The 22,095-nt window shown below is 56.9% G+C and carries 27 protein-coding genes and 1 pseudogene; 8 read left to right on the top strand and 20 right to left on the bottom strand.

Annotated elements, in window-relative coordinates:
• Positions 1 to 4: 4 nt before the first annotated feature.
• The 12 genes from SH664x_RS10050 to SH664x_RS09995 all read right to left on the bottom strand — a co-directional run bounded on the left by SH664x_RS10050 (position 5) and on the right by SH664x_RS09995 (position 9,944).
• Positions 5 to 301, bottom strand: coding sequence for a helix-turn-helix domain-containing protein (locus SH664x_RS10050; protein WP_437207147.1), 297 nt, complete (start codon positions 299 to 301; stop codon positions 5 to 7).
• Between the two features lie 153 nt (positions 302 to 454).
• The gene (locus SH664x_RS10045) at positions 455 to 1,000 is read right to left on the bottom strand and encodes a manganese efflux pump (protein WP_437207145.1); all 546 of its coding nucleotides are present in this window, start codon (positions 998 to 1,000) and stop codon (positions 455 to 457) included.
• Between the two features lie 15 nt (positions 1,001 to 1,015).
• Positions 1,016 to 1,780 carry a hypothetical protein gene (locus SH664x_RS10040; RefSeq protein WP_437207143.1) on the bottom strand — a complete coding sequence of 255 codons (765 nt, stop codon included), beginning with the start codon at positions 1,778 to 1,780 and terminating at the stop codon, positions 1,016 to 1,018.
• Positions 1,773 to 3,329: a type IV secretory system conjugative DNA transfer family protein gene (locus tag SH664x_RS10035; RefSeq protein ID WP_437207142.1), complete on the bottom strand. Its 1,557-nt coding sequence runs from the start codon at positions 3,327 to 3,329 to the stop codon at positions 1,773 to 1,775. The genes SH664x_RS10040 and SH664x_RS10035 overlap by 8 nt, the downstream gene beginning before the upstream one ends.
• A gap of 74 nt (positions 3,330 to 3,403) precedes the next feature.
• A complete protein-coding gene (locus SH664x_RS10030; protein WP_437207141.1) occupies positions 3,404 to 4,099 on the bottom strand; it encodes a hypothetical protein in 696 nt (231 codons plus the stop codon).
• Between the two features lie 12 nt (positions 4,100 to 4,111).
• A complete protein-coding gene (locus tag SH664x_RS10025; protein WP_437207140.1) occupies positions 4,112 to 4,696 on the bottom strand; it encodes a hypothetical protein in 585 nt (194 codons plus the stop codon).
• 41 nt (positions 4,697 to 4,737) lie between these two features.
• Positions 4,738 to 5,475 (bottom strand): hypothetical protein, encoded by a 738-nt coding sequence (locus SH664x_RS10020; RefSeq protein WP_437207139.1) that lies wholly within the window; start codon positions 5,473 to 5,475, stop codon positions 4,738 to 4,740.
• 103 nt (positions 5,476 to 5,578) lie between these two features.
• On the bottom strand, positions 5,579 to 6,139 hold the full coding sequence (locus SH664x_RS10015; RefSeq protein ID WP_437207137.1) for a hypothetical protein: 561 nt from the start codon (positions 6,137 to 6,139) through the stop codon (positions 5,579 to 5,581).
• 39 nt (positions 6,140 to 6,178) lie between these two features.
• Positions 6,179 to 7,330: a hypothetical protein gene (locus SH664x_RS10010; protein ID WP_437207135.1), complete on the bottom strand. Its 1,152-nt coding sequence runs from the start codon at positions 7,328 to 7,330 to the stop codon at positions 6,179 to 6,181.
• A 37-nt stretch (positions 7,331 to 7,367) separates the two neighbouring features.
• On the bottom strand, positions 7,368 to 8,033 hold the full coding sequence (locus tag SH664x_RS10005) for a SprT-like domain-containing protein (RefSeq protein ID WP_437207133.1): 666 nt from the start codon (positions 8,031 to 8,033) through the stop codon (positions 7,368 to 7,370).
• 140 nt (positions 8,034 to 8,173) lie between these two features.
• A complete protein-coding gene (locus SH664x_RS10000; RefSeq protein ID WP_437207132.1) occupies positions 8,174 to 9,085 on the bottom strand; it encodes a hypothetical protein in 912 nt (303 codons plus the stop codon).
• Positions 9,048 to 9,944, bottom strand: coding sequence for a hypothetical protein (locus SH664x_RS09995; protein ID WP_437207130.1), 897 nt, complete (start codon positions 9,942 to 9,944; stop codon positions 9,048 to 9,050). Before SH664x_RS09995 ends, SH664x_RS10000 begins: the two co-directional genes overlap by 38 nt.
• 236 nt (positions 9,945 to 10,180) lie before the next feature.
• Here SH664x_RS09995 and SH664x_RS09990 point away from each other — a divergent pair, with 236 nt between their 5' ends.
• Both SH664x_RS09990 and SH664x_RS09985 read left to right on the top strand, forming a co-directional pair.
• Entirely contained in the window at positions 10,181 to 10,429 is a 249-nt protein-coding gene (locus SH664x_RS09990) for a FitA-like ribbon-helix-helix domain-containing protein (protein WP_437207129.1), read from the top strand.
• A complete protein-coding gene (locus SH664x_RS09985; RefSeq protein ID WP_437207128.1) occupies positions 10,426 to 10,845 on the top strand; it encodes a type II toxin-antitoxin system VapC family toxin in 420 nt (139 codons plus the stop codon). Before SH664x_RS09990 ends, SH664x_RS09985 begins: the two co-directional genes overlap by 4 nt.
• Positions 10,846 to 10,852: 7 nt before the next feature.
• On the opposite strand, the gene SH664x_RS09980 is transcribed toward SH664x_RS09985, so the two are convergent.
• Positions 10,853 to 11,926 carry a replication initiator protein A gene (locus tag SH664x_RS09980; RefSeq protein WP_437207126.1) on the bottom strand — a complete coding sequence of 358 codons (1,074 nt, stop codon included), beginning with the start codon at positions 11,924 to 11,926 and terminating at the stop codon, positions 10,853 to 10,855.
• A 467-nt stretch (positions 11,927 to 12,393) separates the two neighbouring features.
• On the opposite strand from SH664x_RS09980, the gene SH664x_RS09975 reads away from it, so the two are divergent.
• Positions 12,394 to 13,347 carry a DUF3991 domain-containing protein gene (locus SH664x_RS09975; RefSeq protein WP_437207125.1) on the top strand — a complete coding sequence of 318 codons (954 nt, stop codon included), beginning with the start codon at positions 12,394 to 12,396 and terminating at the stop codon, positions 13,345 to 13,347.
• Positions 13,348 to 13,397: 50 nt separating this feature from the next.
• On the opposite strand, the gene SH664x_RS09970 is transcribed toward SH664x_RS09975, so the two are convergent.
• The gene (locus SH664x_RS09970; RefSeq protein WP_437207123.1) at positions 13,398 to 13,904 is read right to left on the bottom strand and encodes a GNAT family N-acetyltransferase; all 507 of its coding nucleotides are present in this window, start codon (positions 13,902 to 13,904) and stop codon (positions 13,398 to 13,400) included.
• Positions 13,904 to 14,179 carry a DUF1778 domain-containing protein gene (locus SH664x_RS09965; RefSeq protein ID WP_437207122.1) on the bottom strand — a complete coding sequence of 92 codons (276 nt, stop codon included), beginning with the start codon at positions 14,177 to 14,179 and terminating at the stop codon, positions 13,904 to 13,906. The genes SH664x_RS09970 and SH664x_RS09965 overlap by 1 nt, the downstream gene beginning before the upstream one ends.
• Before the next feature lie 613 nt (positions 14,180 to 14,792).
• Here SH664x_RS09965 and SH664x_RS09960 point away from each other — a divergent pair.
• The 3 genes from SH664x_RS09960 (at position 14,793) to SH664x_RS09950 (ending at position 16,270) form a co-directional block, all read left to right on the top strand.
• Positions 14,793 to 15,473 (top strand): hypothetical protein, encoded by a 681-nt coding sequence (locus tag SH664x_RS09960; protein WP_437207121.1) that lies wholly within the window; start codon positions 14,793 to 14,795, stop codon positions 15,471 to 15,473.
• Positions 15,474 to 15,477: 4 nt separating this feature from the next.
• Complete coding sequence (locus SH664x_RS09955; RefSeq protein ID WP_437207119.1) at positions 15,478 to 15,897, top strand: hypothetical protein; 420 nt, start codon at positions 15,478 to 15,480, stop codon at positions 15,895 to 15,897.
• A gap of 142 nt (positions 15,898 to 16,039) precedes the next feature.
• Complete coding sequence (locus tag SH664x_RS09950) at positions 16,040 to 16,270, top strand: hypothetical protein (RefSeq protein ID WP_437207117.1); 231 nt, start codon at positions 16,040 to 16,042, stop codon at positions 16,268 to 16,270.
• Between the two features lie 95 nt (positions 16,271 to 16,365).
• Here SH664x_RS09950 and SH664x_RS09945 read toward each other — a convergent pair whose 3' ends face one another.
• On the bottom strand, positions 16,366 to 16,491 hold the full coding sequence (locus SH664x_RS09945) for a hypothetical protein (RefSeq protein WP_437207116.1): 126 nt from the start codon (positions 16,489 to 16,491) through the stop codon (positions 16,366 to 16,368).
• 343 nt (positions 16,492 to 16,834) lie between these two features.
• Between SH664x_RS09945 and SH664x_RS09940 the strand changes: the two genes are divergently transcribed.
• Positions 16,835 to 17,104: a hypothetical protein gene (locus tag SH664x_RS09940; protein WP_437207114.1), complete on the top strand. Its 270-nt coding sequence runs from the start codon at positions 16,835 to 16,837 to the stop codon at positions 17,102 to 17,104.
• A gap of 242 nt (positions 17,105 to 17,346) precedes the next feature.
• Here the strand turns inward: SH664x_RS09940 and SH664x_RS09935 are convergent.
• Together SH664x_RS09935 and SH664x_RS09930 are read right to left on the bottom strand one after the other, a co-directional pair.
• Positions 17,347 to 17,556, bottom strand: a pseudogene (locus SH664x_RS09935) (type II toxin-antitoxin system RelE/ParE family toxin); the annotation flags it as partial.
• Positions 17,557 to 17,630: 74 nt separating this feature from the next.
• Positions 17,631 to 17,894, bottom strand: a complete 264-nt coding sequence (locus SH664x_RS09930) for a type II toxin-antitoxin system ParD family antitoxin (RefSeq protein WP_437207204.1) — start codon at positions 17,892 to 17,894, stop codon at positions 17,631 to 17,633.
• A gap of 170 nt (positions 17,895 to 18,064) precedes the next feature.
• Between SH664x_RS09930 and SH664x_RS09925 the strand changes: the two genes are divergently transcribed.
• A complete protein-coding gene (locus SH664x_RS09925) occupies positions 18,065 to 18,295 on the top strand; it encodes a hypothetical protein (RefSeq protein WP_437207112.1) in 231 nt (76 codons plus the stop codon).
• Between the two features lie 38 nt (positions 18,296 to 18,333).
• Here the strand turns inward: SH664x_RS09925 and SH664x_RS09920 are convergent, their stop codons facing one another.
• Positions 18,334 to 18,750, bottom strand: a complete 417-nt coding sequence (locus SH664x_RS09920) for a hypothetical protein (RefSeq protein ID WP_437207111.1) — start codon at positions 18,748 to 18,750, stop codon at positions 18,334 to 18,336.
• A gap of 3 nt (positions 18,751 to 18,753) precedes the next feature.
• Positions 18,754 to 21,630: a MobF family relaxase gene (gene mobF, locus SH664x_RS09915; protein ID WP_437207109.1), complete on the bottom strand. Its 2,877-nt coding sequence runs from the start codon at positions 21,628 to 21,630 to the stop codon at positions 18,754 to 18,756.
• Positions 21,631 to 22,095 lie beyond the last annotated feature (465 nt).

Raw genomic sequence — 22,095 nt, 5'->3', positions numbered from 1 at the left:
GGCTCTATTTCAGAGTGATATGCCGCAGGCGGGGACCATTGATCCTCGCCTGCTTCGTTTTCCGGGGAGTTCTCCCCTGCTTCGTCTGTTCCAGATACGCAAGGATCTGCTCTTCGCTGATGCGAATTCCTGGACAGCGATGGTGCTCCAGACGACCTGATTCGATCAGGCTATAGACAGTTGAAACCGAGCAGTTCAGCCGTCTGGCGACTTGTGAAACTCTCCACAGGAGCGATTCGACCATGGATGTCGTTTCCGGAGTTCCGGATCGTTGCTTCGCGTTGTTACGTGCATTTCCCATGAGAAGCATCTCCATCGGTCGGCGACTTCATTCATTTTTGTTGTTCAAGTTTCAGCACCTGCGCCACTTCGCGGATTGTCAGAAACGAGTTGGGGTTGGCCTGCATTGTCCACCAGGACGTCTGAATTCGAATACCTGCGAAGTGTCTGTCATTCACCAGAGCAACCCGTGCTGTGCCATGCCGATCAGCAGTGATCCGCCTGCGATTTCTGCGTAGCGGCCGGTGTGGGTGTTGAGCTTTGATCCCAGCAGCAGGCCGGTCAGAACGAACAGGAGGGTGAATGCGGGAATCAGGATCAGCAGTGCTGTAGAATTGCTCTGTTCCTTTCCCATCGTCAGCCCGAACAGGCCGACATCGAAGCTGGAGACACCGCCGAGGATCAGCAACGGCAGCCAGTTTGTCTCAGCTGCGGATGGCGTCGATTTCCGATCAGGTCCGATGATCATGGCCAGACCAATCCAGAAGAGTGCAATTGAGGTGTGTTCGCTCTGCGTCCAAATCCGATCAGCAGGGAGCCAGTGCCACGCAATGGATTGACTCACCAGCAGAATCACGACGGACGGGAGCGTGAGGGCTGCCGTCGCCAGACAGATCTGTCTTAGGGACATGCGCGATGTCGCCAGTCCGATCGCCAGTGCAGCAGCAAACGTATCCAGTGACACGCAACCGGAAATCAGAACGGTTTCCCAAAAGGTCATGGCGTGAGTCCTCCATCAAGTCGGATTGGCATCAATGTCCAGACCGTCATCCGGACCGGGGACGGATTGGGCAGTGGGAAGAGGAATACGGGCGGTGAGCTGAGCGGCGGCGGCCAGCACCACGGTCAGCCGCTGGGCGTCGTGCAGATCGACCTGGAACATCGGAATGGCCCGGGCCAGCGGGGATTGAACTGATTGTCCGAGGCTCCGCTGGGGATCAGTAGCGGAGATCAGCAGACGTAGCATGTGTGCCGATTGCAGGCGGTGCCGGGCATCATGGTTCTGGTGTCTGTGTGATCGGGCGAGTTCTTCCTGTGCATCCGGATCAGAGCTGACATCGAACCGGATCTGGACGGGGTGGCCGTTCCATGTGCGGGGAATGACGATGCCGCGTTCATACAACCGGCTGCGGAACGCGATTTCATTGGGGGTGAACCAGACCGTACTGCGACGGGCAAAAACTTTACGGGCCAGGAATGAACTGAACGCCAGCGGAATCCAGCCACTCAGCACCCGATGAATGCATCCGAAACCGATCAGTGTGACGATCGCCTGCCCGATCAGGTTGTCGAAGAACGCGACCCGGTTCCAGATGTTCCAGCCGATCAGGAGTGCGATTCCCACGGCGGCCTGCTGGCTCAGGCGATCGGCCTGCTGGCCGCTGCGCCACGTTGCCAATCGAAACGACACGATCGCCCGCTGATGCTCTTCGTTGAACATCAGCCAGGGCCAGGCGGGCAGTCCCGGAGCAGTGATCCGTTCAAAGCGTGCTTCAGGCATCGGAAAACCTCCCGCGAAACAGCTCGTGTTGGTCATAGAACGCCCGCTGGAGGATGGCGGGACGATAGCCTGGCCGAAATATGAGCTGCCGCAACTGTTTGTCATCCCGGGCGAAGAACCGGCCGATCTCTTCCGGCGTCAGCAGGCGGCTGGTGCCGAGTGACCAGGACTCCCCGGTGGCGGCATGTTGCGTTGCCTGATCGAACCCCGGGGAGTTGGTGCTACGGGTGATCGTGGCGGTTTCGCCAAGCTTTTTTGACACGTATTCCAGCGTGGTCTGGTCAGCCAGGCCGAACACCTGCAGGCAACCACAATTCCCGAGAAATGTCTCCCAGGACTTGGGGTATCGACTTTGAACCTGTGTCAGATCCTGTAGAACGACCAGCAGCTTGAGAAGGCTGGCAAATTGGGCCGCAGCCAATTCCAAGCACTCCAGATGCCCCAGCGCATGGAACTCCTCCAGGACCAGGACTGACGCACCACCAGTCTGGATGGGCTCTTCTTCATGAGCTCCCATGGTGAGCTGGACCAGCATGCGCTGCCAACCTTTCAGGTCGCCCTGTCTCATCGCAGGAACACAGCTATAGAGCGCCAGTGAAGAACGCTTCATGTCCCGCAGATTGACCGATAGTCCGCAGAGCACATCGCGCATGCATTCGATTCCGAGAAAATCGAGATGCTTGCGAAGATTACTTAAAACCGAAGAGAACTCTCCTCCGGAACGGTCATAAAAACCACGAGTGGCATTGCGGACCATCCCACCGGCCGCATCGCCGTTCGCGAGCATCTCCTGTTCGAGCCAGAATAGTTTGGGATGATCTGGATCGGGAGCGGTCAACTCCGAAGCCAGATGCCAGACCGTGACCAGATCCCGGACACCTTCATAACGTTCATACGTGGCCACATGCATGATCAGCCCCGCCAAAATCTGTTTCGCAGTTTCATCCCAGTGCCGGTCTTTGAAGTCTCCGGATACGATGAGGGAGTCCGCAATCAGCTTCGCATTCGGCACAAAGCTGCGGCGATCGTCCGGATCAAGCATGGCGAGGGCGTTGAACGCTCCCCGGAGTGTCTTGGTTTCAGGTCCAGAAACACCGAACGGATCGAGCACAATGACTTTTTGTTTCAGAACTTTCGCCCGGTAGACTGCCGTCAATCGCGCGAGTTCTCCCTTTGGATCGAGAACCAGCAGCGACGTTGTCGGAGGAATACAGACCAAATTTGGCAATAAAACGGCTCTTCCCTTCGTCGCGCGCGACCCTGCAACCAAGACGTGATGCCGGTCGTCTCCCAGACCGATGGGCGTTCCACCAACCACATGCCGGGAGAGGCGGCCATCCGGCAAACGGTCTCCGGTCACCACCTGACCACCGATCACACCCAGGAACAGTTTTGAATCCTCATTGCGTTCCGCATCGAACCGCAGAGATTCGGTCGCGGCCAAATTGCGGGTCGATTCGAAATACGCGTGCGGGGGCGTTCCGATATGTTCCCGGCTGCGACCACGCGGGAGGTCATCCAGCAGATCAGAGGGTTGTTGTTGAAGCATGAGGACCTCGCTTTCGACTGATACAAAGACGGTCTGCCACGTGGCGAACGGTGTTCAGCAATGAATCGGGCGGATCACTCGAAGCTGGGAAGACGGGGGCTGGAGGTGAGGCTTCCTTCGATGATGAAGCGGCCCGTCATAAACCCGGCGTTCCGTAACAGCGTGTCCCAGCGGCTTCGTTCGGATTCATCAACGTAATACAGTGCCAGGCTCCCTCCCCGGTCGGCATACCGCTGCAGCGATTCGTTCAGCTGATCCAACGCCACTCCCGCCACGGACGGATGAAATTCTGAATCTTGCATGTCGGACAGCAGGACTGTTAAGAGTTTCGTTTTCGGCCCGACACCCGAGATCGTGCTGACATAATCGAGTGTTCGCCGGGTCGCTGCGTACACCCGGGAACTGTTCGGATCGGCTGCTGCTTTGAGGAACTCCGTGAACTCAGCGGGCGAACGAAATTTCTTCCGCAGGTCGGAGGGCTTGCCTTCGAACAGCAGGACGTTGTCATTGCCGCTGAGCTGGCCAATGAGAAGCCTTGTTTCCGTTCCCATCGCCCCCTGAAAATACCGATCGCTGATCTCTAGAAAGAGCTGGTAGGCCTTGTCCTCCCACATCTCACTGTAAGAACCGCTCATGTCGATCACGATCGCCAGCACGGCATCCAGTTCCTGCTCTTCAAAAGTCGTTGTCGAGACGTCCGGAGAATTTTTAATACAGCTGCTGCACAGCAGGCAGAGCACGACCATCAAACCAATCGAAATACGGTTCATGACAAACACTCCTCACGAGTAACGAGATGTGTGGAAGTCCGCGTGCCAGGCGGCGACGGACGCGGTAATGGCGGTAAACAGCAACGTGGCCAGGGGGGCCACATAGGCCGGGGAATCACTCCAACCGCTGGCGGATTGCGATGCCAGACCGGCCCAGAACAGCGCCGCATCGGCGACAATGATGCAGAGCGAAATGCCAAGTTGAATGAGTGAGGTTGAAGGCGCTGCTCCCGTGCTGCGCAAGCTTCCGCCCGCTTGAGCGAGAATGAGGAATAGCTTCCTCCACGCAAGCGTCGCGATGAAAAACAGGCCCACAGCCGCCACAAAACTGAGATCAATTTTGTCGAACCCCTGATAGTTCCGGGCATATGCCGCCCCGGGGATTGGCAGGCTATGCAACTTCCGCTGAAACACTGGGAGAGCTTTCGCGATCCCCTCACCGGCCACCGAGGCGTGAATGACGATCAGCATCGGCAGCAGGAGAAGATTGCCGAGACCAAACGCCGAGATCTCGCGGAATGATTTCCGTCGCCGCAACGGTGGCGGTGCTCCGTTCTGTGAGAACGCGCGGTCGAACTGGTCAAACTGAAACGACATGGCAGTCCTCCAAAAATCGGAAGAGGTTTTCAGGCCCGGAGCTACGTGGACGACTTGTTGCGAAGCTCGGCGATGGCGGCCTCCAGATCGTGAATGAGGGCTTCGACATCCTCGATTTCGGCGGCATGGGTCGGGATGACTTCAATGCGGGCGGCGGCTCCCACAAACAGCCATTTCTTTGCGCGGCGAGTTGATCTCTGACGGGACGTCACCGGAGTGAATGGCTCCGAGCCCTCCTGAGCGACGTGTTGTTCCGTGTCCGTTTTGACAGGAACCACAGACGTTCCTCGCTGATACTTCAGTGTCACTGCGGTGTTGATCGAGACACGGACCCGCTCCCGAGCGAGCTGCAACGCTTCATTCCGGGCGGATTGTGGAATTTCGCTTTCGGCAAGGATTTTCAGTGCTTCAGCGCAAAAGAAGCGTTGCAGGTCTGGTTCCCGCAACAGCAATTCGCCAAAGCAGCACCAAACCGCCCGGCATCGATACGCCTGCGTCCGTGACGTTTTGAATTCCTGCAGCAAGACATCAAATCGTACTTTCACGTAGTCCGAGTCAACGATGAACGACAGCAGATAAAACATCGCCCCATACACCAGAGTGCGATGAACCGACGTCGACTCAAAACTGCTCCGGGCAAATTGATCGACTTGTACAATCTGCGGCTGAGATAACTCTCTTCCTGTTTTCTCAAGACGTTCAGGATGAGACCGTGCGAGGGCCTGCAGGACCTCCTGAAACGATTTTCCGGCCAGAATGAATTCAAAGGGATCATTCATGAAGAAGCTCCTGAAGTTGGAATCAAACAAATCCAGATCACTCAAGCAGTGGGACTCTCAGCGATGATGCCACTGGGAATCCGGGAAGGCCGACGACGGGGTCTCAAGAGCCCAGTTCATGCAGAAATTGATTGACGACCTGCTCCCGAAGCGCCAGGAACTGATCGATGGTTCGGTTGATGAGCGATTCCGGCCAATCGCGTGAACGGACGCTGTCAATCCAGGTGACAATCCGGTCCGTGACGTCGGTGATCAGTTCGACCTTTTGCTCAAGATGCCGGAGCTCGAACTGCTGCTGAGCCTGCAGGAAAAGATCGTCCAGCTCCATCAGATATCGCCTGGCGATCAGATTCGTCTGTGCGTTCCTGGCAGCAACAGCCTGTTGGAGGAGGTACTTCAAGACCGTCAGCTGTGCGTCACGTCGGGCCTTGAGCGCTTCGGCAATCATCTCATTCTGCCGAACCCCTTCGCGAAACTGCATCAGAAACCCCATGGGCTCCAGCGAGCTCGCGGGCACCGAAAGTTCTCTGGGCAACCCATCGGGATCAATGATCTCCGCCGGTTTTTCCACGGGATCAGGTTCGTTACGGCTCAGGTGCGTTTGATCGCTCTTCAGCCGGGATTCCAGATCATCCCAACGACTTTTTTTGTTGTCTTTCATCATTCATCTCCTGTTCAAAAAAGAGACTCGAATCCAGCAGCATCAATCACGTTTCGGTGGCATTCGTACGACAGCGCGGCATGAACCGCAGCGTCCTTTTTTTCCAGCGCATTCCGGTTTGTATCGACCGATCGCTTTGCAATGTGGGCAGCGGGCACGGCAGAGAGAGGTGCCATGACTTTGACTCGCCGTCGTTTCCGCACTTCTGGCGATACTGGCCAGCTTGATCTCTGTGTCTTGAACGAGGCGACGGTTGCGGACATCGATCCGATGGGACCTTGCTGCGAGTGCTGCGACCTTTCGGTCTGCGTCTGATTTCATCTGGGCGCAGGTGGCTTGCAGATTCTGGTCAATCACTTCCACATGCTCCTGATAGTGCCGGATTTCGTCACGACGACCGATCAGCCAGCCGTAGGCAGCAGATGTCGCCATACCGGGGACGAAGAGCTTCGCCCAGAACTCATCCAGCGTTCCGGTCAGACGAACGATGAGGAGTGATGCATACTGAGCGATGGTCCCGATCAACAGGCCCAGAATTCCACCACCGGCAATCAAATCGGTGTACAGCCACCAGGATTTTCCGGTCCTGGCCGCTTCCTGAGCCTGCTCCTCTCCACGTTCACGCCCGTACTGAATGCCTTCCCCCTGTCCGGAAAGAAGCCCTTCCTGGTAGGCATCGTGGAACTCACTGTCGTACGCGGATTTCCAGGCTTTTTGAACGGGGCTGGTACACCCTGACGAACTGATCAGGCCGGCAGCGATGAGCAGTCCGCCGAGGATGTTTTGCCCGCGTTTCACCAGGATGAAGTCGATATCCAGCAGGTGGTGAGAGCGACGCAGCCAGAAGAAGAGGCCCCACTGGAGAGCGAGCCCCAGAATGATTCCGAGAGCGACCGTCCCTGTCCGGTAAAGTGGCTGTCGTTGAAAATCGCCTGACCAGTACAGACTCCAAAGTGTCTGGCGATATGCCTTGCTCCGGGCGTTGGGAAACGCCTCCCTGAACCCTTTCGCCTCGCCGGTAGAACGACCATCGCTGCGACCGGCACTCGCCCCCTGCTCCGTCGCCAGACTGATCTGCCGTTGTGTCGTACATCCGGAAAGAAACAGGACCAGGACAAGGGCGCCCAGAGTGGCCTGTCGAAATGGCCCGCAGCGCGGGCTGACCAAGGTTGTGACATCAGCTGGAGAGATCATGAGAGCACCGATCTTTCATGAATGGATTTGAAGGATTTCATCGTGTGGTGACTTCCGCCCGGCAGAACTGCCGGAAGCAGCGACCACAAGTCGCATCGACCTCCACCGCGGCACGGATGTTCGTGCAGCCGCAACTCCATTTCTTCAGTTTCGAGCCGGTGCGAGGGGCAGGCTCGCCGGTGAGTGGTTCGTCTTCGTTCGAGACCACCTCTCTGCTGGACTTCGGGAGCGTACGGAACACATGGAAACAGGATTCGTCGATCCCCATCTCTCCAACAAAAGACACCAGCTCGGGAGAGAGTTCCGTCACGGCCCAGCCATAGCGCCGTTGGGGATGCCGCAGGCAAATGAGTCCGATGGATTCACAACGGGTTTTGAATTTCTGATTGTGATACTGACTGGACGTGCAGTCAGGGATGCCATCCAACCAGTTCGCATAGTGGACCATTTCGTGAAGGAGAATGTTGGCGACACCCAGCACCCCGCTTTCCACGAGGTATTCCGCACAGAGATTGATTTCGGGGATCTTGCGGCAGTCCAGATCAAGCCAGCGTGCTTCCCAGAACCACCCGAGAGCTTTGTGCTGGCCGCGACGCTGAATGGTGATGACCGGTTGCGGCAGCGCACGTTTAAACCGTGCGGCGAACTTCGCATACATGAACTCGGTGACGTCAAGGCTCTGGCTGATACTGTGCGGCGTCATTGCTCACTCCCTCGTCTCTGTGGGAAGGAAACCTGTCCGGAAGCACTCGCCAGTCAATCTGGCGTTGACTGTGACTTTCATTCTTGGCAGTATACTGCCAAAAAGCAAGTAGGATTTCTGAGAAACTGCAAAATGAGTTGTTATTCCAGGTGCAAGCCGGGCGGGAGAGCCGCCTGATACCAGTAGCTCTTTTGTGGACCACCCACACCAAACAATTGAAAACTGCGTGTGCCCCGGTCCTTCCGGAAGACCGAAGTGAGGACGCACTCCACTGGTTGCCCGCCGTTGTCGAAAATCAACTTCCGATGTTCAGTCGATCTCAGATTGGAAATCAGACGCGAGAGCAAAACGGAGGATTGATTGTCAAACGACTGGTTGGCGTGGCGTTTGAGAAACTGGTTGACCTTGAAAAGTGTAATCTTCTGATCGCGGTTCACTCCAATCATCGCCTTGGCCTGCAGCAGGCGGGCCTCTTTCAGCTGCTGTTCATGTTCGTCCAGCAGCTCCACCGGTAGCTGCGACAAATCCGCAGCAGTAAGCTGTTGAAACAGTTTGGTGAGCGTCTGGGGATCGGGCTTGGTGATCGGATGTTGAACCTCCTTGTCAACCACCCGAACGTAGGGGGTTTCGGAGGAAGGCGCAACTTTATTGTGAACAGGTGGCTCTTTCAGCCAGTTACGGGCCTCTTGGGGCGTTCCGAATTGCCTGAGCCGAAAATCCAGACGGTCAGAGATCACGCATTCGACGGTGGAGTTCCCAGCCACCAGAAGCGACAGCGCACCGGAGAGACATTCGCTCAGATCTTCCAGCAATTCTTCATCAAGATGTCCCCCGGGGAACTCAGCCCGTCCCCTGATCGCAAACGTTTTTCCTTTCAATGCAGGAAAAGATTCCTGAGCGATCTCTTCGATCAGTGTGACAATCAGCAGAAGCGCGGTACTTTTCTCGAAGCCCGGCGATTGGAGTGTCGCATGGTCGTCGGGCTGGAAAAGTCCACTCAGCGTCGAACCCGCCTCACGGAGAGTCGCTTGAGATCGCGAAATCTTTGCCATCGTTGGACAGTGCTGATTGCAGCAGTACGTGCGTGTCAGAGGAGGATTGAAAATAGAATCCTAACTGAAGCATGCCCGTGCGTATATCGGTCACATGGCCAGTGATGGGTGAAACGGACAAACAACGAAAAATGATCCATTTCAAATTCGACGAAATTCGTGTCAGGGAAAGCAATGGGGCTTCCTGCATCAACGTCTGGGGATTGCGGAATTGTTCGGTGACGGTCGTTTTGGTGCGACACTTCCCTTTCAATTTCAAAATGGTGGGATCATCCAGAAAATACCACTCTTCGCGTCCCCGGTACTGCTTTCCCATGGCGTTGGTATACCGACGGTAGATTTTGCATTGCCGGAGACGAATGTGCCTGCAACTCGCTTTGTTCTCCGGTGGAAGCATGACGATTCCTTGAGCAGAAATTGCGTTGCCATTCAAAGAAAGTGTCTCCTGGCCAAGATGTCTCCAAGCCATTCTGCTGATGACTTCATCGGTTTGCTCAAACGCTTTGCCCGACTGATTGCGACGGTTGAATGGCTGACCTGCAAAGCGAAGATGGACCCAGGCTGGGAGATCAAGAGGAAGCGGCCCGGATGATCCAGAAGTAAAAAAGCTTTGTATAAATCGCTTGATAAAGGGAATCTGGTCGAACCATGCCTCCCAAGGCCAGTCGATTCGCTCGACGAAGTCTCCCAGAATTTTATCGATCCACTTGCGAGCCTGAAAAGCACCTGTCGTCCCTAACATCATTGAGGCCCGGTAGCCACAATCCAGATCCACTCCGGCACAGTCGCTGTCTACTGCCGTGATCACCTTGCCGCCCGTCCTCAACCGCAACGGATCATCCCACAGTTGGCTGACCATGACTCGGCCCTTCGAGTTCTGAGTGAGGGAATTCGTTCGAAAGCATTATTCATGATTTTCATCTGAAATCCTCGCGAGGATCGCGTTTTCGTTATGTTTTGTCGGATTTCTGCAAACTGGACACTTGGTTTCCAGGAAACGCTCGCAAATTACTCCCGCACGACAGGTCGCAGGCTTCTTCACTCTTTGACATCAATGCAATCATCGAATACAATGAAATCAGGAGGAACAGATCCATGGCCAGCCTGACAATTCGTGATTTACCGGACCAGACGAAAGAAACCCTGCGGGTGCAGGCAGCGAAATCGGGTCTGTCGCTGGAAGCCTATGTGCGGCATGTCCTGCAGATCGCCTCCAGCACTGACGAGTTTCAGTCGGTGAACATCGCGGAACTGGCAGCCCGGCACTTTGGGCGTCAGGGGGGCGTTGAGCTGGAACTCCCCTCCCGCAAATCCCGTCGGGAACCGGTGACGTTCCAGCCATGATCCTCCTTGATACCAACGTCGTCTCCGAACTGATGCGTGAGGCACCGGACGCTGGCGTGGTTGCCTGGATCGGCGGGCAGAAGGCCACCCAGCTGGGAATCACCGCCATCACCGTCGCGGAGATTCAGCGGGGTCTGCAACGGCTGCCGAAAGGAAAACGTCGTCAGCGACTGGAAGAGAGCTTTGCCGCGTTCATCGATGCCGCGTTCCGGGGACGGATCTTCGCATTTGATGAACCAGCAGCCATGATCTACGGGCAGATTGCGGCCCAGCGTGAAAAGGACGGGTTCAATACCGATGCGGTGGATCTGATGATCGCTGCCATTGCCCAGTCACACCGTGCCGCCATCGCCACCCGGAACGTCAAGGACTTTGAAGGTTGCGGCGCCGACATTGTGAACCCATGGCGATCCTGAAGAAATATTACGGATTTGCAATCCGTCGTGCGGCCCATTTGCGGCAGAACCCGAGGAACGCCGCGTCGGCGTTGCGGGGTGGTTCGGCTCCGGACATGCTCAGCCAGCTGCGCCACTCCCGTTCCAGCTCGTAAATATCCCAGCCGGGAGCGTCCAGGCGGGCGGCATGGTAGGTGTCAGGGTTGAGTGGCGGGATCACGACATCCGACTCGATCGCAGTCAGCGATGGCATACTTCCCCGGTTTTCGAAGATGACAATGTCCCGTCTCACCCCGTTCTCTTCGGCAAACCGGACTCTGTAATCAGGCATGTGGCTGGTCAGCTGGTCGTCGTGAATGACCTTCCCCACCAGCCTGCGGAACTCCTTGAGCGTCGAACCGGAGCCGCATTTCTTGCGGAGCAGATCGAGGGAGATTCGCCATTCGGACTGATGGCCGCAATGTTTTCTGGCCAGTTCGTACATCCGGCGTTCAATCGGCTTCCGAAGCCGGAAATAATCCCGGTGAAGCGTAAGCACTTCCTTCGACTGAATCGCGCTGAAGACCCAATCCGAGAGCTTGATTTCAACTTCCTGCATGCGGCCGTCCCGGGTTTCTCGGACGATCTTTGCTCGTTCGATGATTCCAAATGTTTCGAATTCTTCCTTCCCTCCGGTGACGATGTTCGTGCTGATCCGGGTTCCGGAGAGCCGTTCCATCGCGGCTTTCAGAGCGGCATACGCCTGCCCGGTTGTTTCCCGGTTAGTGGCTTTCAAAAGATCATGAGCTTTGAAGCGGATCACCTGCGAATACGGTTTGCCGTCATTGATGGCAGACATCAGGTGCGAGATGCAGTAGATCAGGACGTCCCGGTCATGCACTGTCGCCAGCCCGTCCGAGGATGGTTTGATCTCGATGAATTTTCCGCTGTGCTCGTACCGGCGGACACGGTGATCCGGCTTGGTGGAGAGGCTGAAGATCGGGTGTTCCATGGACGCCACGTCCCCCTTGGGCGTTGCATCAAAAACATCCACCACAAACAGATCCAGCGTCGGATGACGTTCTGGTAACAGTGGGGAGCGAAGTTCAGCAAGCGTTGACATGGCCCGATCAGTGAGCCAGATTCCGCTGGCCGGGTCAAGCAGTTTCGATGCATCACACACCCGACACGGAAATACGATGTTTCACCCACCGTGAGCGCCGGTTTCGATGGATCACACACAGGGGCAGGATTTCGATAGTTTACACACCGTCATTCGATGCTTTGCACACCCGGTTTCGATGGTTTACACACCGGCTCCCGTAAAAACATCAGGGAAACTGCCGAGTTCAAAGCCGTTCTGAAAACGTAACACAGATTCTAAACACTGATTTAACACCAGAGGCGAGTCAGATCGTGTTGCTGTGGTTCTGTATCGTCGTACCGACGGAAGCACAATAAGCATTCGGGCAGTGGGAAAAGGAAGGATGGGCAGGCGGAAGCCCCCTCCTCCCGGTGATCCACAAACTTTCGTTCCCATCGCCCCGGTTCTGCTTGGCGCACGGCAGCAATTCGCGCTACGTTGTCAGGATGATGTCCCGGGAACAGGAGCTGGAAGAATTCAAGAAGCTGGATCTGTGCCAGTATGCCGCTTCGCGCGGGTTCGTACTGGATCGTCGGCAAAGTTCCCGGTCGTCCGCTGTGTTGAAACATTCCAATGGGGACAAGCTGATCGTGGCGAAGAACCGCAACGGCCAGTTCATGTACTTCAACGCCAAAGGAAACGACAACGGCACGATCATCGATTTCGTGCAGTCCCGGGAACGGTGTTCTCTGGGGGAAGTTCGCAAGCTGCTTCGGCCGTGGCTGAATGGAACCGCCTCCCCTCCTCCGGCATCACAGGCATTGCCGATCGATCTGCAACCATCCGAACATGACGCTGCCCAGGTGCTGGGACGCTGGCTGCAGGCGAAGCCAATCGGCCAGACGCATCCTTATCTGGAAACCGTCCGTCACATCTCGCGAGCGGTCCTGAAGCATCCGATCTTTGAAGACCGCATCCGGATTGATGACCGGGGAAATGCTCTGTTTCCGCACTACAGTCAGGCGGGATTGTGCGGGTTTGAGACGAAGAACACCGGCTGGACGGGATTTTCGCCCGGTGGCATCAAAGGGCTCGCCTGCTCCCGCCCCCGATCGGCTGACCGGGAAATGGTCATCTGTGAGACGTTCATCGATTTACTGAGCTATGCGACGATCAGAGGCATCGATGGCAAACGGCTGTTCAGCACGGCCGGTCAGATCAGCCCCCTCCAGGCGGAATGTCTGCGATCGGCAGTCCTGAACATGCCCGCTGGTTCCCGTGTCGTGCTGGCACTCGACAACGACGACGGCGGAAAGGCCCTCGCCGAGCAGATCCGCGACGCACTGACTCCGACCGGTTGCGACATCATCGAAGATTTTCCACAGCAACCGGGAGCCGACTGGAATGATGTGTTACGGCATTCTGTATTGCCGCAGGATCGTGTTCCCGGGTTGTCATGACATCGTGTTGGCGATGCTGCAGAACCCCGGAGGCATTGTCTTTATGAAGATTATTGGAGAGCCAGCTTCTTGATGGCGTCACTGAGCGGTAAGAACAGCACACGTGGTTTGGCGTTCAGGCTTTGAAAGCCGAATCGCTCATAGAACCGCTTGGCGTGATCATCCTTGGCATCCACGACAGCGGCAAAGGCGGCGATCTCGGCACTAATCGAACGTTTCAGGGCATCGAACAGCAATGCTGATCCCAACTGCTGCCCCTGATCGCGTTGGTCGACAGCCAGCCGACCGATACGGACAATCGGAACCGTCGGGTAACGCGGCAGCTTTTTGGCAGTCTTCTCCGGGAGATCATCCAGCACCACGCTCCCCGCCGAAAGCGTGTAGTATCCTGCCAGTCGATCAGATGCGGTTTCGACAGCCACGAAGCAGGTGGTCACCCGGCGACGGGTATCCTGCCCCACCTGTCGCAGCAGATAGTCGTTCAACGGAGCGACACCACAATCGAATCCGGTTCGATCATGGTCATCGCTGAGCAATTCCATGCGGTACGGCGCCATCAGGACGGCTCAAGCAATCGGCGGTGTGCTTTGGCCGCCTGCTTCAGCCCGGACGTGGGGGCTTTCGGCTTGAGCAATGCGTCCACGAAACGTTGCTGGTCATCCATGGTCAGCGAGATGACCTCGTTCTCCGTGATCGTTCGCTGGGCCTCTGCCAGCGAAGCGGCCACGACAAAATCGGTCACGCTCTGCCCCCGCAGTGCGGCAGCATACTGAATGACCGTATGGTTCTGGGACGTCAGTCTCGCTTCCAGACGTGCGGTTTTGTTGTTCATGATGAATGTCACCTCCTTAGTTCATCATACGGCAATCCGCCGTACAGAGTCAAGATTTGTCGGTAACCTCCTCTCCATCGCACTCTTCCCGTAAAATCGTATCGTCGTGTTCACGGCAGTCCGCAGTTCCGGATTGTCGCACCAAATGCTCCCCAGGCGGATCGCGTCCGACTTGTCAGCCATGCAGAAGAGCGGAGGCAACATACCTGCCCGGTACTTCAACGCTGGCCGCAGTCATTCCGTGATCCGTTAGCCATGTTTGGCCAATTCTCCACGCAACCATCAGGACGGCTTCAGCCTGCGTGGGATTCGCATCCTGTGCTGACAGAAGACCGCATTCACGCGGTTCTGTGTCGCCGGGCTTCTGTAACGTCGTGATGCCGGATTTCAGTCGTTCCGGATTGTCGTCTTCATGATCCGGGAGGAGGGGGCGATTTGTGGGAGTTCCTGCCCATCAGTCGGTTGCAGCGTTCCCTCAGATTGGCCGAGGCGTTCGCCGTTTCAAGAGGCCGTGTGGACGCACTGCGTCTGCCCGCACCCAAACCTCTTGAGCCGTCGAACATTGCCCCGGCGCGAGGAGGAGGGGAACGCAACCAACCTGATGGAGGAACCCATGACACAAATGATCGCCTTACCCGCAGCACCGAAGAACGCCAGCCCGGTGCCACACCTGACCAGCATCCATTCCCGCACGGGACGCGGCCCCTATGGCGACCCGAGATATCGCGGCAATTGCGGAGGTCATCTCATCAAAGATCTGCTGCGATACTACGGCTCCCGCTCCGTTCTCGACCTGATGCGAGGCTCCGGCACCTGCGGCGACGTCTGCAAGGAACTGCGAATTCCCTGCACCGAGCTGGAAGTCAAGCGGGGACGGGATGCCGCCGATCCTGACTGCTATGCCGGAATCAAACCGGTCGACTTCGTCTGGGGACATCCGCCGTACTTCCGGCAGATCAAATACAGCGACGATCCCCGCTGCCTCTCCAACGCACCATCGCTGGAAGCGTTTCTCGACCGGATGCAGCTGATCCTACGGCTTTCGAAAGGGGTCCTGACGAGGAGGGGGAAGATCGCCATCCTGATCGGCAACTACACCGACCATGGCAAATACATGCCGCTCTCCCACCTGCTGGTCGAACGGGCCATCCGCGAAGGCTTATGGCTGGCAACAACTGAGATCATTCGATTCCAGCACAACAACAGCAGTTCGCGAAAAACCTACACGTCCAGCTTCATCCCCGGCCTGCACGACACCTGCCTGATTTTTCAACCCACCAACGAAAGGAACTAAAACCATGAAACATTATCGCCTGACCATCGAAGTCGAGATCCTCGCCCGAAACTCCGAACACGCCCTCCGTAGGCTGTTGCGGCTCTGCAGCGATCTCCAGCATCAATGGACCTGGGTAAAGCAGACCAAGCCAGAAACCTTGAACGAACAGAACTGCATTCCCATCGACCATCCGCCGGGCACGCTCTCACCGCTGGGAGAAAGACTGTTCACGCTGTCGAAAGCGGCAGCAGAGTTTGCCAACGAGCAGACCGAATCGCTCAACTTCGGTGATTACGCCACCGTCTGCGAAATCGAAACCAGGCTGCTGGCCTACGGCAATCTGCTGGAAGCCAGCGATCAGGCAGCATTTCTGGAGGATGAGCTGCGCGTCGCTGAAGAAACACTGACCACGTTCCGGCAATGGGCGGAGCACTCAGGCTGATCGTCGTCATCACGATGATACGACATTACGGCACTGCGATTTGCCGCATCCCGACGCGAGGGAGAAGCCTTCGCGTCCGACGTTCAATCCATTTTGCCCCAGCCCAAACTGATGTGCTACCATGAAATCAGGAGTTCAAACCATGCAGACGACATTTCACATCACACTGACCGGAGATCGTGACGTGCAGGCTCAGGCACTGGCTGCCGGGTTTGAGCGGGTCGACGACTATATCGCGATGCTGCTGGATCGCGATGCAGATCGGGCAGTCATTCGGGAAGGTCTGCTGGCGGTAGAACATGGCCAGATGAAACCACTGGAAGAGTTTGAGCGGAATTTCCGCGAACGCAATGGTCTGGCACCGCAGGCATAAATGTTCAGCATCGTGATTTCGGAGCCTGCCGACCAGGATCTTCAGTTGGCCTATGAGTGGTGGCGGGACCATCGTTCGTCAGAACAGGCCAGCCGCTAGTTTTCCGGATCGCCGATCGCACCGTCATCATCGTACGCGTCAGGCATTTTGCTCAACAGGATCTGACGCCAGACGATCTTGCCTGAAAGTTCGCGACCAGTGTTCGGTTTCGTCAAAGCCACGCTGTGAAGGTCTTCATCAACTGCGAATTCCGCAGGAAGAGGGGCGTTGCTGCTGCATTTCGTCCCTAATACGCATTCACGATTTCACGCTGATACGACGACACGGAAGCACGGCAAATCGGGTTTGCTGATCGAACTGGTTCTCCCTGCCTGTTGTCACACCGTTCTGGCCATCGCAATTCAGCCAGCCTTGTTCGCTTGTGCCATGCCCGTGACCGCCTCGCGTCAATGGTCTGCCCGCTCCAAGAATCCGTGTTGACCATGACGCTGGTCACTGGGGCCTGGCCCGGGACGCTTACGGCTGGCGAAAGCGAGCCACCACATGACAACTAAGGAGAAAACCATGTCAGACCACAAACAACCTGTTCACCGCATCCGCATCGGCAACATCTCAGCCGCGATCTTCGAAAACCAGACGGATCAGGGGACCAGCTTCTACAACGCCCAGTTCCAGCGGGGGTATCGTACCGCTGATGGCTGGAGAAACACCCGCAGCTTCGGACGCGACGACCTGCTGGCCCTGGCCAAGCTGGCCGACCAGACGCACAGCTGGATACAGAACCAGATCCAGTCCCGCAATAGCGACGACGATGCTGAGGACGGCGAAGAGTAACCGACCCAGAACGTGCCGGGAGCGATCCCGGTACGTTTTCGCCTGCGCACACGCCCCGATTCTTTTCCCACTGCCCCCGCTGAAATGGGCCGTCCCAAATTTGGGACGATCAGACCTGCGCTACCGGCAGACCAGCTCAAGCTCATTTGCGGATTGTGGGAGGAGGGGGGATTTCTACTCCAGATCACTCTGTCCCAAATTTGGGACGGCACGCCTGTCGGCGTTTTTCGAAGTGAAACGGATTACAGATGACGGTCGTGATCCATCATCTCGTGGAGCACTCGCCGAATTCGTACCTCGACGTCGTTAAACGTAGAGAAAACGATGTGATGCTCAATCCGCACGGACCAATAGTGGGGAAGCAGGTCTTCTCGCTGTAGTCCCGCTTCAGGATGCTGCGAGATCTTCCGAATTCCTTCTACCAGCAGATCCAGGTAGCGGTCTGTCTGCCGGGAACCCCACGTCTTGTAGGTCTAACGTGGCAATCCCGATCAGGTCGCGTTCGGCTGCCCGGTCCTGAACGAGTTTACGCATCGGCCGCGGAGATCCCTGCCTGCTGACGTGCTGCCTGGCGGATCTTGGCGAAGTCCACTTCACCGGCGTCGCCGCTGCGTTCTCCTGCCATCAAGGCCTGAATGAGTGCTTCCCGCTTTTGCTCCTGCTCTTCGAGCAGACGCAATCCCGAGCGTATCAATTCGCTGGCATTGCTGAACCGCCCCGAGGCGATCTGCCGATCAATGAAACTCTCAAAATGATCGCCCAAGGTGACGCTGGTGTTTTTGGACATGATGCTCTCCACATGGCTCTAACACCCAATAACACCATTTCTTGGTATATTCGGGCAACACTTTTATGAGGCCGGGGCTTGTCGAGCCAGCCGTCCCAAATTTGGGACGGCATACCTGTCGGCGTTTCTCAGCCCTGCGAAGCCGTGCTATCGTCAATCAACGGAGAACGCAGATGCCTGACATTGAAATCGATGATGACACTTTCGAATGGCTGCAGAGAAGTGCTGCTGCCGAAGGAATCACGATTGACGAGTTTCTACTTGAACTAGTGAAGCGAGATGATGACCGGTTGGCAATCAAACAGGGGCTGGATGATTTGAAATCAGGACGAGGGCGGCCCGCCGCTGAAGTGGAAGCCGACCTGAGAAGCGAAGCGGGGCTTCCTCCCCGTGAAACTCCCTGAAAAGAAGGTCACTGCACCTCGTTCCAAATTTGGGACGATCACCTGCCGGTGAGTTTCTCGATCATGATGGCCGTAATGCAGGGACTTTCTTCCGGAATGTCGATGGTGCGTTCGTCGGTCTCCTGCAGCCAGCGGAGGAGTCCGCTGCCGATCAGTTCGCCCAGATCGCGGAGATGACGCCCTTCGATCGTGATCAGCAGTTTGGACAGCCCCTGAATCCCCAGCTGCACCCGACCGGCATCACGGACGCGGATTTCGCGGAGGTCGCTGTAGGCGTAGCTGATCGTTTCGCCGGTGCGGAACCGCAGCTGGAACATGAGCGGCGGCATTTCACCGCTGCGGATTGATTGCCAGGGAGTGGGAGGAGGGGCAGCAGGTTGCAGTAACGACTGCGGGCGGTTCCCGAAGATCTCTTCACGACGCTGATCCGCAAATGCTCTGGCGGCAGATTTCATGGCTTAACTCCTGCTGAGGCCCATTGGTGAGCCATACCCAAGTGAGCGACCAAAATCCCGTTCATGCTGTTCGATGGCGGAAAGACGTTCCCGCTGATTCTCCACCCGGTCGCGGAACCACGACACGAACCGTTCGCGCACGGACTGCCGGGAAGGTCGTTCGTACTCCCAGCTGCGTTCCGGCTCGCTGGACCGTTCGGTTTCCGGTGCTTTCACCAGCTCCGTCGCGGAAAGCTGTTCGCCGGAGCGTTCGATAGCTCGACGGATACGGGCTTTGTTGTCGACGTAGATCGCGACGTCTTCGCTTCCGCGTGAGACCGTGACGTAAAACTGTTTGGCATTGATCGCGGGGAGGGAGTCGGACCCCATGGCCGCAATGGCGATGTTCCGGTCTTTCCCCTGACTGGCGTGGCTGGTGATGACATAACCGAGATCCAGATGCCCATAGTCCCGATGAACGGTCATGCCGCTTTTCAGGATCAGATGCCCTTCGGGATCGATTTCCTTGATCTCATCCAGCCGACCATTGGCAATTCGCCGCTGGCTGTCATGGGCGGTGCCTCCCAGGGTGAACCGCACCTGATCGCCGATCGAGAGTTTGAGCTCTGTTTCCCGGTAGACTTCGAACCGGTCCGCAACATCGGCGGGGAGGAACTTTCGGTCCGTGCTGTTGAGCGACGTTAATTCCACCCGGCCATCGAACACCCCAGCGACCCGCCAGCGTTCTCCCCGGTTGAACCCGCCCACCACGTTCTGATGGAACTGGACGATCAAATTGTCCTGATCAAGATAGGTGACCGGTTCCCCCTTCTGGGCTTCGGAGAGATTGAGCGACACCAGTTGTTTCACAGACTGTTCGTCTTCGCTCAACACGCCCCGTTGCCGCAGACCATCGCGGATTTGAGCGGTGACGTCCCGGCCTTCCTTGTGCGTGGGAGCGACGACCAGCGTCGATTTTCCCTGATCTCTGGCGGTCAGCGCCTGTTCGGCGGCCATTGTCGGTAACTGCTCTGGCGATACTTCTTTGATCTTCCCAAGCTGGTCCAGCAGATCGAACCCGGCCAGCAGGCCGGTCTTGCCGGTTTGTTGATCGACTTCATGCCCCTGGCTGATCAGCTTCACCGCCTGCTGATAGTCCCCTTTCTGACGCTGAATGGTTTCGACTCGAGCGATATTCAGACCGGCTTCCTTCTCCAGCAGACGGAGGGCTTCCCCACGACGGGGCGAGGCATGTTGCCGCGTATCACCGGAGAGAATGACGCGGGCATTCTGCTCTTTCGCGATGCGGAACAGCGTGCACATCGACCGCAGATCAAGGAGTCCTGCTTCATCGATCCAGAGCACCTGATTTTTGACGAGCTGCTGCAGGTTGTCGTTGCGGAGCAGATGTTCGACCGTCTGGGCATGCTGGAACCCTTTCTCCTGCAGCACGTCCCGGGCACCGGTGGAGGGGGCGAACACATGCACGACGTTCCCGTTGCTCCAGACCGCTTCGACGGCTTCCTGCATCAGCGAGGTTTTTCCGGTTCCGGCCCCACCCGTGATGGCGGTGACCGTGTCACGGGAAGTGAGCACATGCCGGACAGCGTCCTTCTGTTGTTCATTGAGCCAGTCCCGGGAGAACTCGTATTCCCGGTGCCCGATCGCTTTCCTAGTTCCTCGGCCATCCCGGGCAAACGCAATCATCTCCTGTTCCGCAGTGAGAATTTCCTTTGTCGTCACCAGTTCCCGGTCCGCTCCGTCGACGTTCCGCTTCCGCTGGATCACCTGCAACTTGTCGAAAGCCTGTTCCATCTGTTCGGGAGAGACGGTCACCCCCTGTTCGAGAGCGGTCCCGATCACCTGATGCCGTTCCACGGTCGATTGCCGGAACAGGTGGTGCTCCAGGGCGAACTGGAGTGATTTCTCAGCGAGTTGGTGCTCATTGACCTGCTCCTTTGAAAATCCTTTTCCCACCAGCCCCCCGAATGTTTCCCGTTCCTGATCATTCAGACGGGAGAGCCATTCGTCCCGCAGCTGATCGATCGATGTCCCGGCATCCTTCTTCTCCCGGGTCTTCTTACCGAGCCGTCCCTTTTCAGCAGCATTGGTGATCCCGTGCAACTGGGCGAATTCCTCGACCTGTTCGGTTCTGCGGCTGAACTTTTCGATCGTCTCCCGCGAGATCCCGGAAATCTCCCAACCCGATTTCAGACGGCCACTCTGCCGGAACTGTGTCCGCTCGACACGATACCCCAGCTCCCGTTCCAACGTCCGGGCCAGCCGTGCTTCGAACTTCGCCTGCAGACTGGGTCGTTGCCGGATGATCTCTTCAAACTCACCGGCGTAATGCTTGCCATCCTGTTCCGTCCAGTTGATCACGAACGCATGGATGTGCAGATGCGGATCGGGCTTGCCCTCGACGGGTCGGGAAGTCTTGTGCAGGAAATCGGCATAGATCAGCTTGCCGGTTTTCGTCCGGTCGCTGGTATTCGCCCGGCCATTGTCCCGCACCCGTCGCATCATCAGCGGTTCGACGTCGCGCTCCATCGTGTCGTGCACAGCCTTCTTCAACGCGTCCACGATCCGTTCATCCTGCAGAATCCCCCAGGCCAGGGAGACTGACTTGGGAACGGAGAACGTCAGATCGACGCCTGGTCTCCGATCAGCCCGGTTGCGTTGTGTCAGATTGATGCCAGTGACCGGATGCTTTCCAGCGAGGAGGGAGGCGAACTGTTCCCGGGTGACAGTCGTTCCCTGATCCAATCCGAGCAGCAGCGCCCCCTGACCATGCCATTGTCCACCCACTTCCTGACCGAGGTAATAGTCCCCCTGCGTCAACACGGTTTCGAAGTATTGCCGGGTGGCTGCGACGTTGGTGCCTTGCGTAGCCATCAGCATGAAACGAGCCTCCTACCGGAAGACGAAGGCGGATACGAAACGTTGATCCGCGATGCAGAAAGAGGAGTCTGAGCAAGCAATCTCATGAACCGTAGGCGCGACCAATGGGAAGGTCAATTGGGGGTCTGAAAAACAGAAATACTCAGATAGGCTTGTCTCCTATGCAGTGCATAGGCCGGATCAAACATGAACCTAACACAGCCCCCCAGCAACCCGATTCGGAATACACGTCACGGTTCATCCACAGGGAATCGGATGTCATTTTCGTCACGATGAAATGTGATCAATTTCCGCCCGAAGACATCCGTCCCAAATTTGGGACGACATAACAAACCTCAGGGTGACGCCTTAAACCTGGTCGCGGTAGAATGCCTTGGCAGTGAACGATTTCATTAATCGTTCGACGCCCAGCAAAACAATCGCATGCTAAGTTGAGAGGGAACGGTTCATGTCTCACGCATCCCA

Origin of the sequence: Planctomicrobium aquicomposti, assembly GCF_051466325.1 — a bacterium.
Taxonomy (GTDB): Bacteria; Planctomycetota; Planctomycetia; order Planctomycetales; family Planctomycetaceae; genus Planctomicrobium.
This window is presented reverse-complemented; position numbering and strand designations above follow the sequence as displayed.

What these genes read in the sequence shown, in the direction of transcription:
- SH664x_RS09970 (WP_437207123.1), bottom strand. Translation starts at nt 13,904, where the DNA reads ATGGCGCCGTACCGCATGGAATTGCTCAGCGATGACCATGATCGAACC.
- SH664x_RS09985 (WP_437207128.1), top strand. Translation starts at nt 10,426, where the DNA reads ATGATCCTCCTTGATACCAACGTCGTCTCCGAACTGATGCGTGAGGCA.
- SH664x_RS10045 (WP_437207145.1), bottom strand. Translation starts at nt 1,000, where the DNA reads ATGACCTTTTGGGAAACCGTTCTGATTTCCGGTTGCGTGTCACTGGAT.
- SH664x_RS09990 (WP_437207129.1), top strand. Translation starts at nt 10,181, where the DNA reads ATGGCCAGCCTGACAATTCGTGATTTACCGGACCAGACGAAAGAAACC.
- SH664x_RS09940 (WP_437207114.1), top strand. Translation starts at nt 16,835, where the DNA reads ATGTCAGACCACAAACAACCTGTTCACCGCATCCGCATCGGCAACATC.
- SH664x_RS10030 (WP_437207141.1), bottom strand. Translation starts at nt 4,099, where the DNA reads ATGAACCGTATTTCGATTGGTTTGATGGTCGTGCTCTGCCTGCTGTGC.
- SH664x_RS10000 (WP_437207132.1), bottom strand. Translation starts at nt 9,085, where the DNA reads ATGGCAAAGATTTCGCGATCTCAAGCGACTCTCCGTGAGGCGGGTTCG.
- SH664x_RS09950 (WP_437207117.1), top strand. Translation starts at nt 16,040, where the DNA reads ATGCAGACGACATTTCACATCACACTGACCGGAGATCGTGACGTGCAG.
- SH664x_RS09955 (WP_437207119.1), top strand. Translation starts at nt 15,478, where the DNA reads ATGAAACATTATCGCCTGACCATCGAAGTCGAGATCCTCGCCCGAAAC.
- SH664x_RS10025 (WP_437207140.1), bottom strand. Translation starts at nt 4,696, where the DNA reads ATGTCGTTTCAGTTTGACCAGTTCGACCGCGCGTTCTCACAGAACGGA.
- SH664x_RS09975 (WP_437207125.1), top strand. Translation starts at nt 12,394, where the DNA reads ATGATGTCCCGGGAACAGGAGCTGGAAGAATTCAAGAAGCTGGATCTG.
- SH664x_RS10005 (WP_437207133.1), bottom strand. Translation starts at nt 8,033, where the DNA reads ATGACGCCGCACAGTATCAGCCAGAGCCTTGACGTCACCGAGTTCATG.
- SH664x_RS09965 (WP_437207122.1), bottom strand. Translation starts at nt 14,179, where the DNA reads ATGAACAACAAAACCGCACGTCTGGAAGCGAGACTGACGTCCCAGAAC.
- SH664x_RS09960 (WP_437207121.1), top strand. Translation starts at nt 14,793, where the DNA reads ATGACACAAATGATCGCCTTACCCGCAGCACCGAAGAACGCCAGCCCG.
- SH664x_RS10010 (WP_437207135.1), bottom strand. Translation starts at nt 7,330, where the DNA reads ATGATCTCTCCAGCTGATGTCACAACCTTGGTCAGCCCGCGCTGCGGG.
- SH664x_RS10050 (WP_437207147.1), bottom strand. Translation starts at nt 301, where the DNA reads ATGGGAAATGCACGTAACAACGCGAAGCAACGATCCGGAACTCCGGAA.
- SH664x_RS10015 (WP_437207137.1), bottom strand. Translation starts at nt 6,139, where the DNA reads ATGATGAAAGACAACAAAAAAAGTCGTTGGGATGATCTGGAATCCCGG.
- SH664x_RS09995 (WP_437207130.1), bottom strand. Translation starts at nt 9,944, where the DNA reads ATGGTCAGCCAACTGTGGGATGATCCGTTGCGGTTGAGGACGGGCGGC.
- SH664x_RS09925 (WP_437207112.1), top strand. Translation starts at nt 18,065, where the DNA reads ATGCCTGACATTGAAATCGATGATGACACTTTCGAATGGCTGCAGAGA.
- SH664x_RS10040 (WP_437207143.1), bottom strand. Translation starts at nt 1,780, where the DNA reads ATGCCTGAAGCACGCTTTGAACGGATCACTGCTCCGGGACTGCCCGCC.
- SH664x_RS09920 (WP_437207111.1), bottom strand. Translation starts at nt 18,750, where the DNA reads ATGAAATCTGCCGCCAGAGCATTTGCGGATCAGCGTCGTGAAGAGATC.
- SH664x_RS10035 (WP_437207142.1), bottom strand. Translation starts at nt 3,329, where the DNA reads ATGCTTCAACAACAACCCTCTGATCTGCTGGATGACCTCCCGCGTGGT.
- SH664x_RS10020 (WP_437207139.1), bottom strand. Translation starts at nt 5,475, where the DNA reads ATGAATGATCCCTTTGAATTCATTCTGGCCGGAAAATCGTTTCAGGAG.
- mobF (WP_437207109.1), bottom strand. Translation starts at nt 21,630, where the DNA reads ATGCTGATGGCTACGCAAGGCACCAACGTCGCAGCCACCCGGCAATAC.
- SH664x_RS09980 (WP_437207126.1), bottom strand. Translation starts at nt 11,926, where the DNA reads ATGTCAACGCTTGCTGAACTTCGCTCCCCACTGTTACCAGAACGTCAT.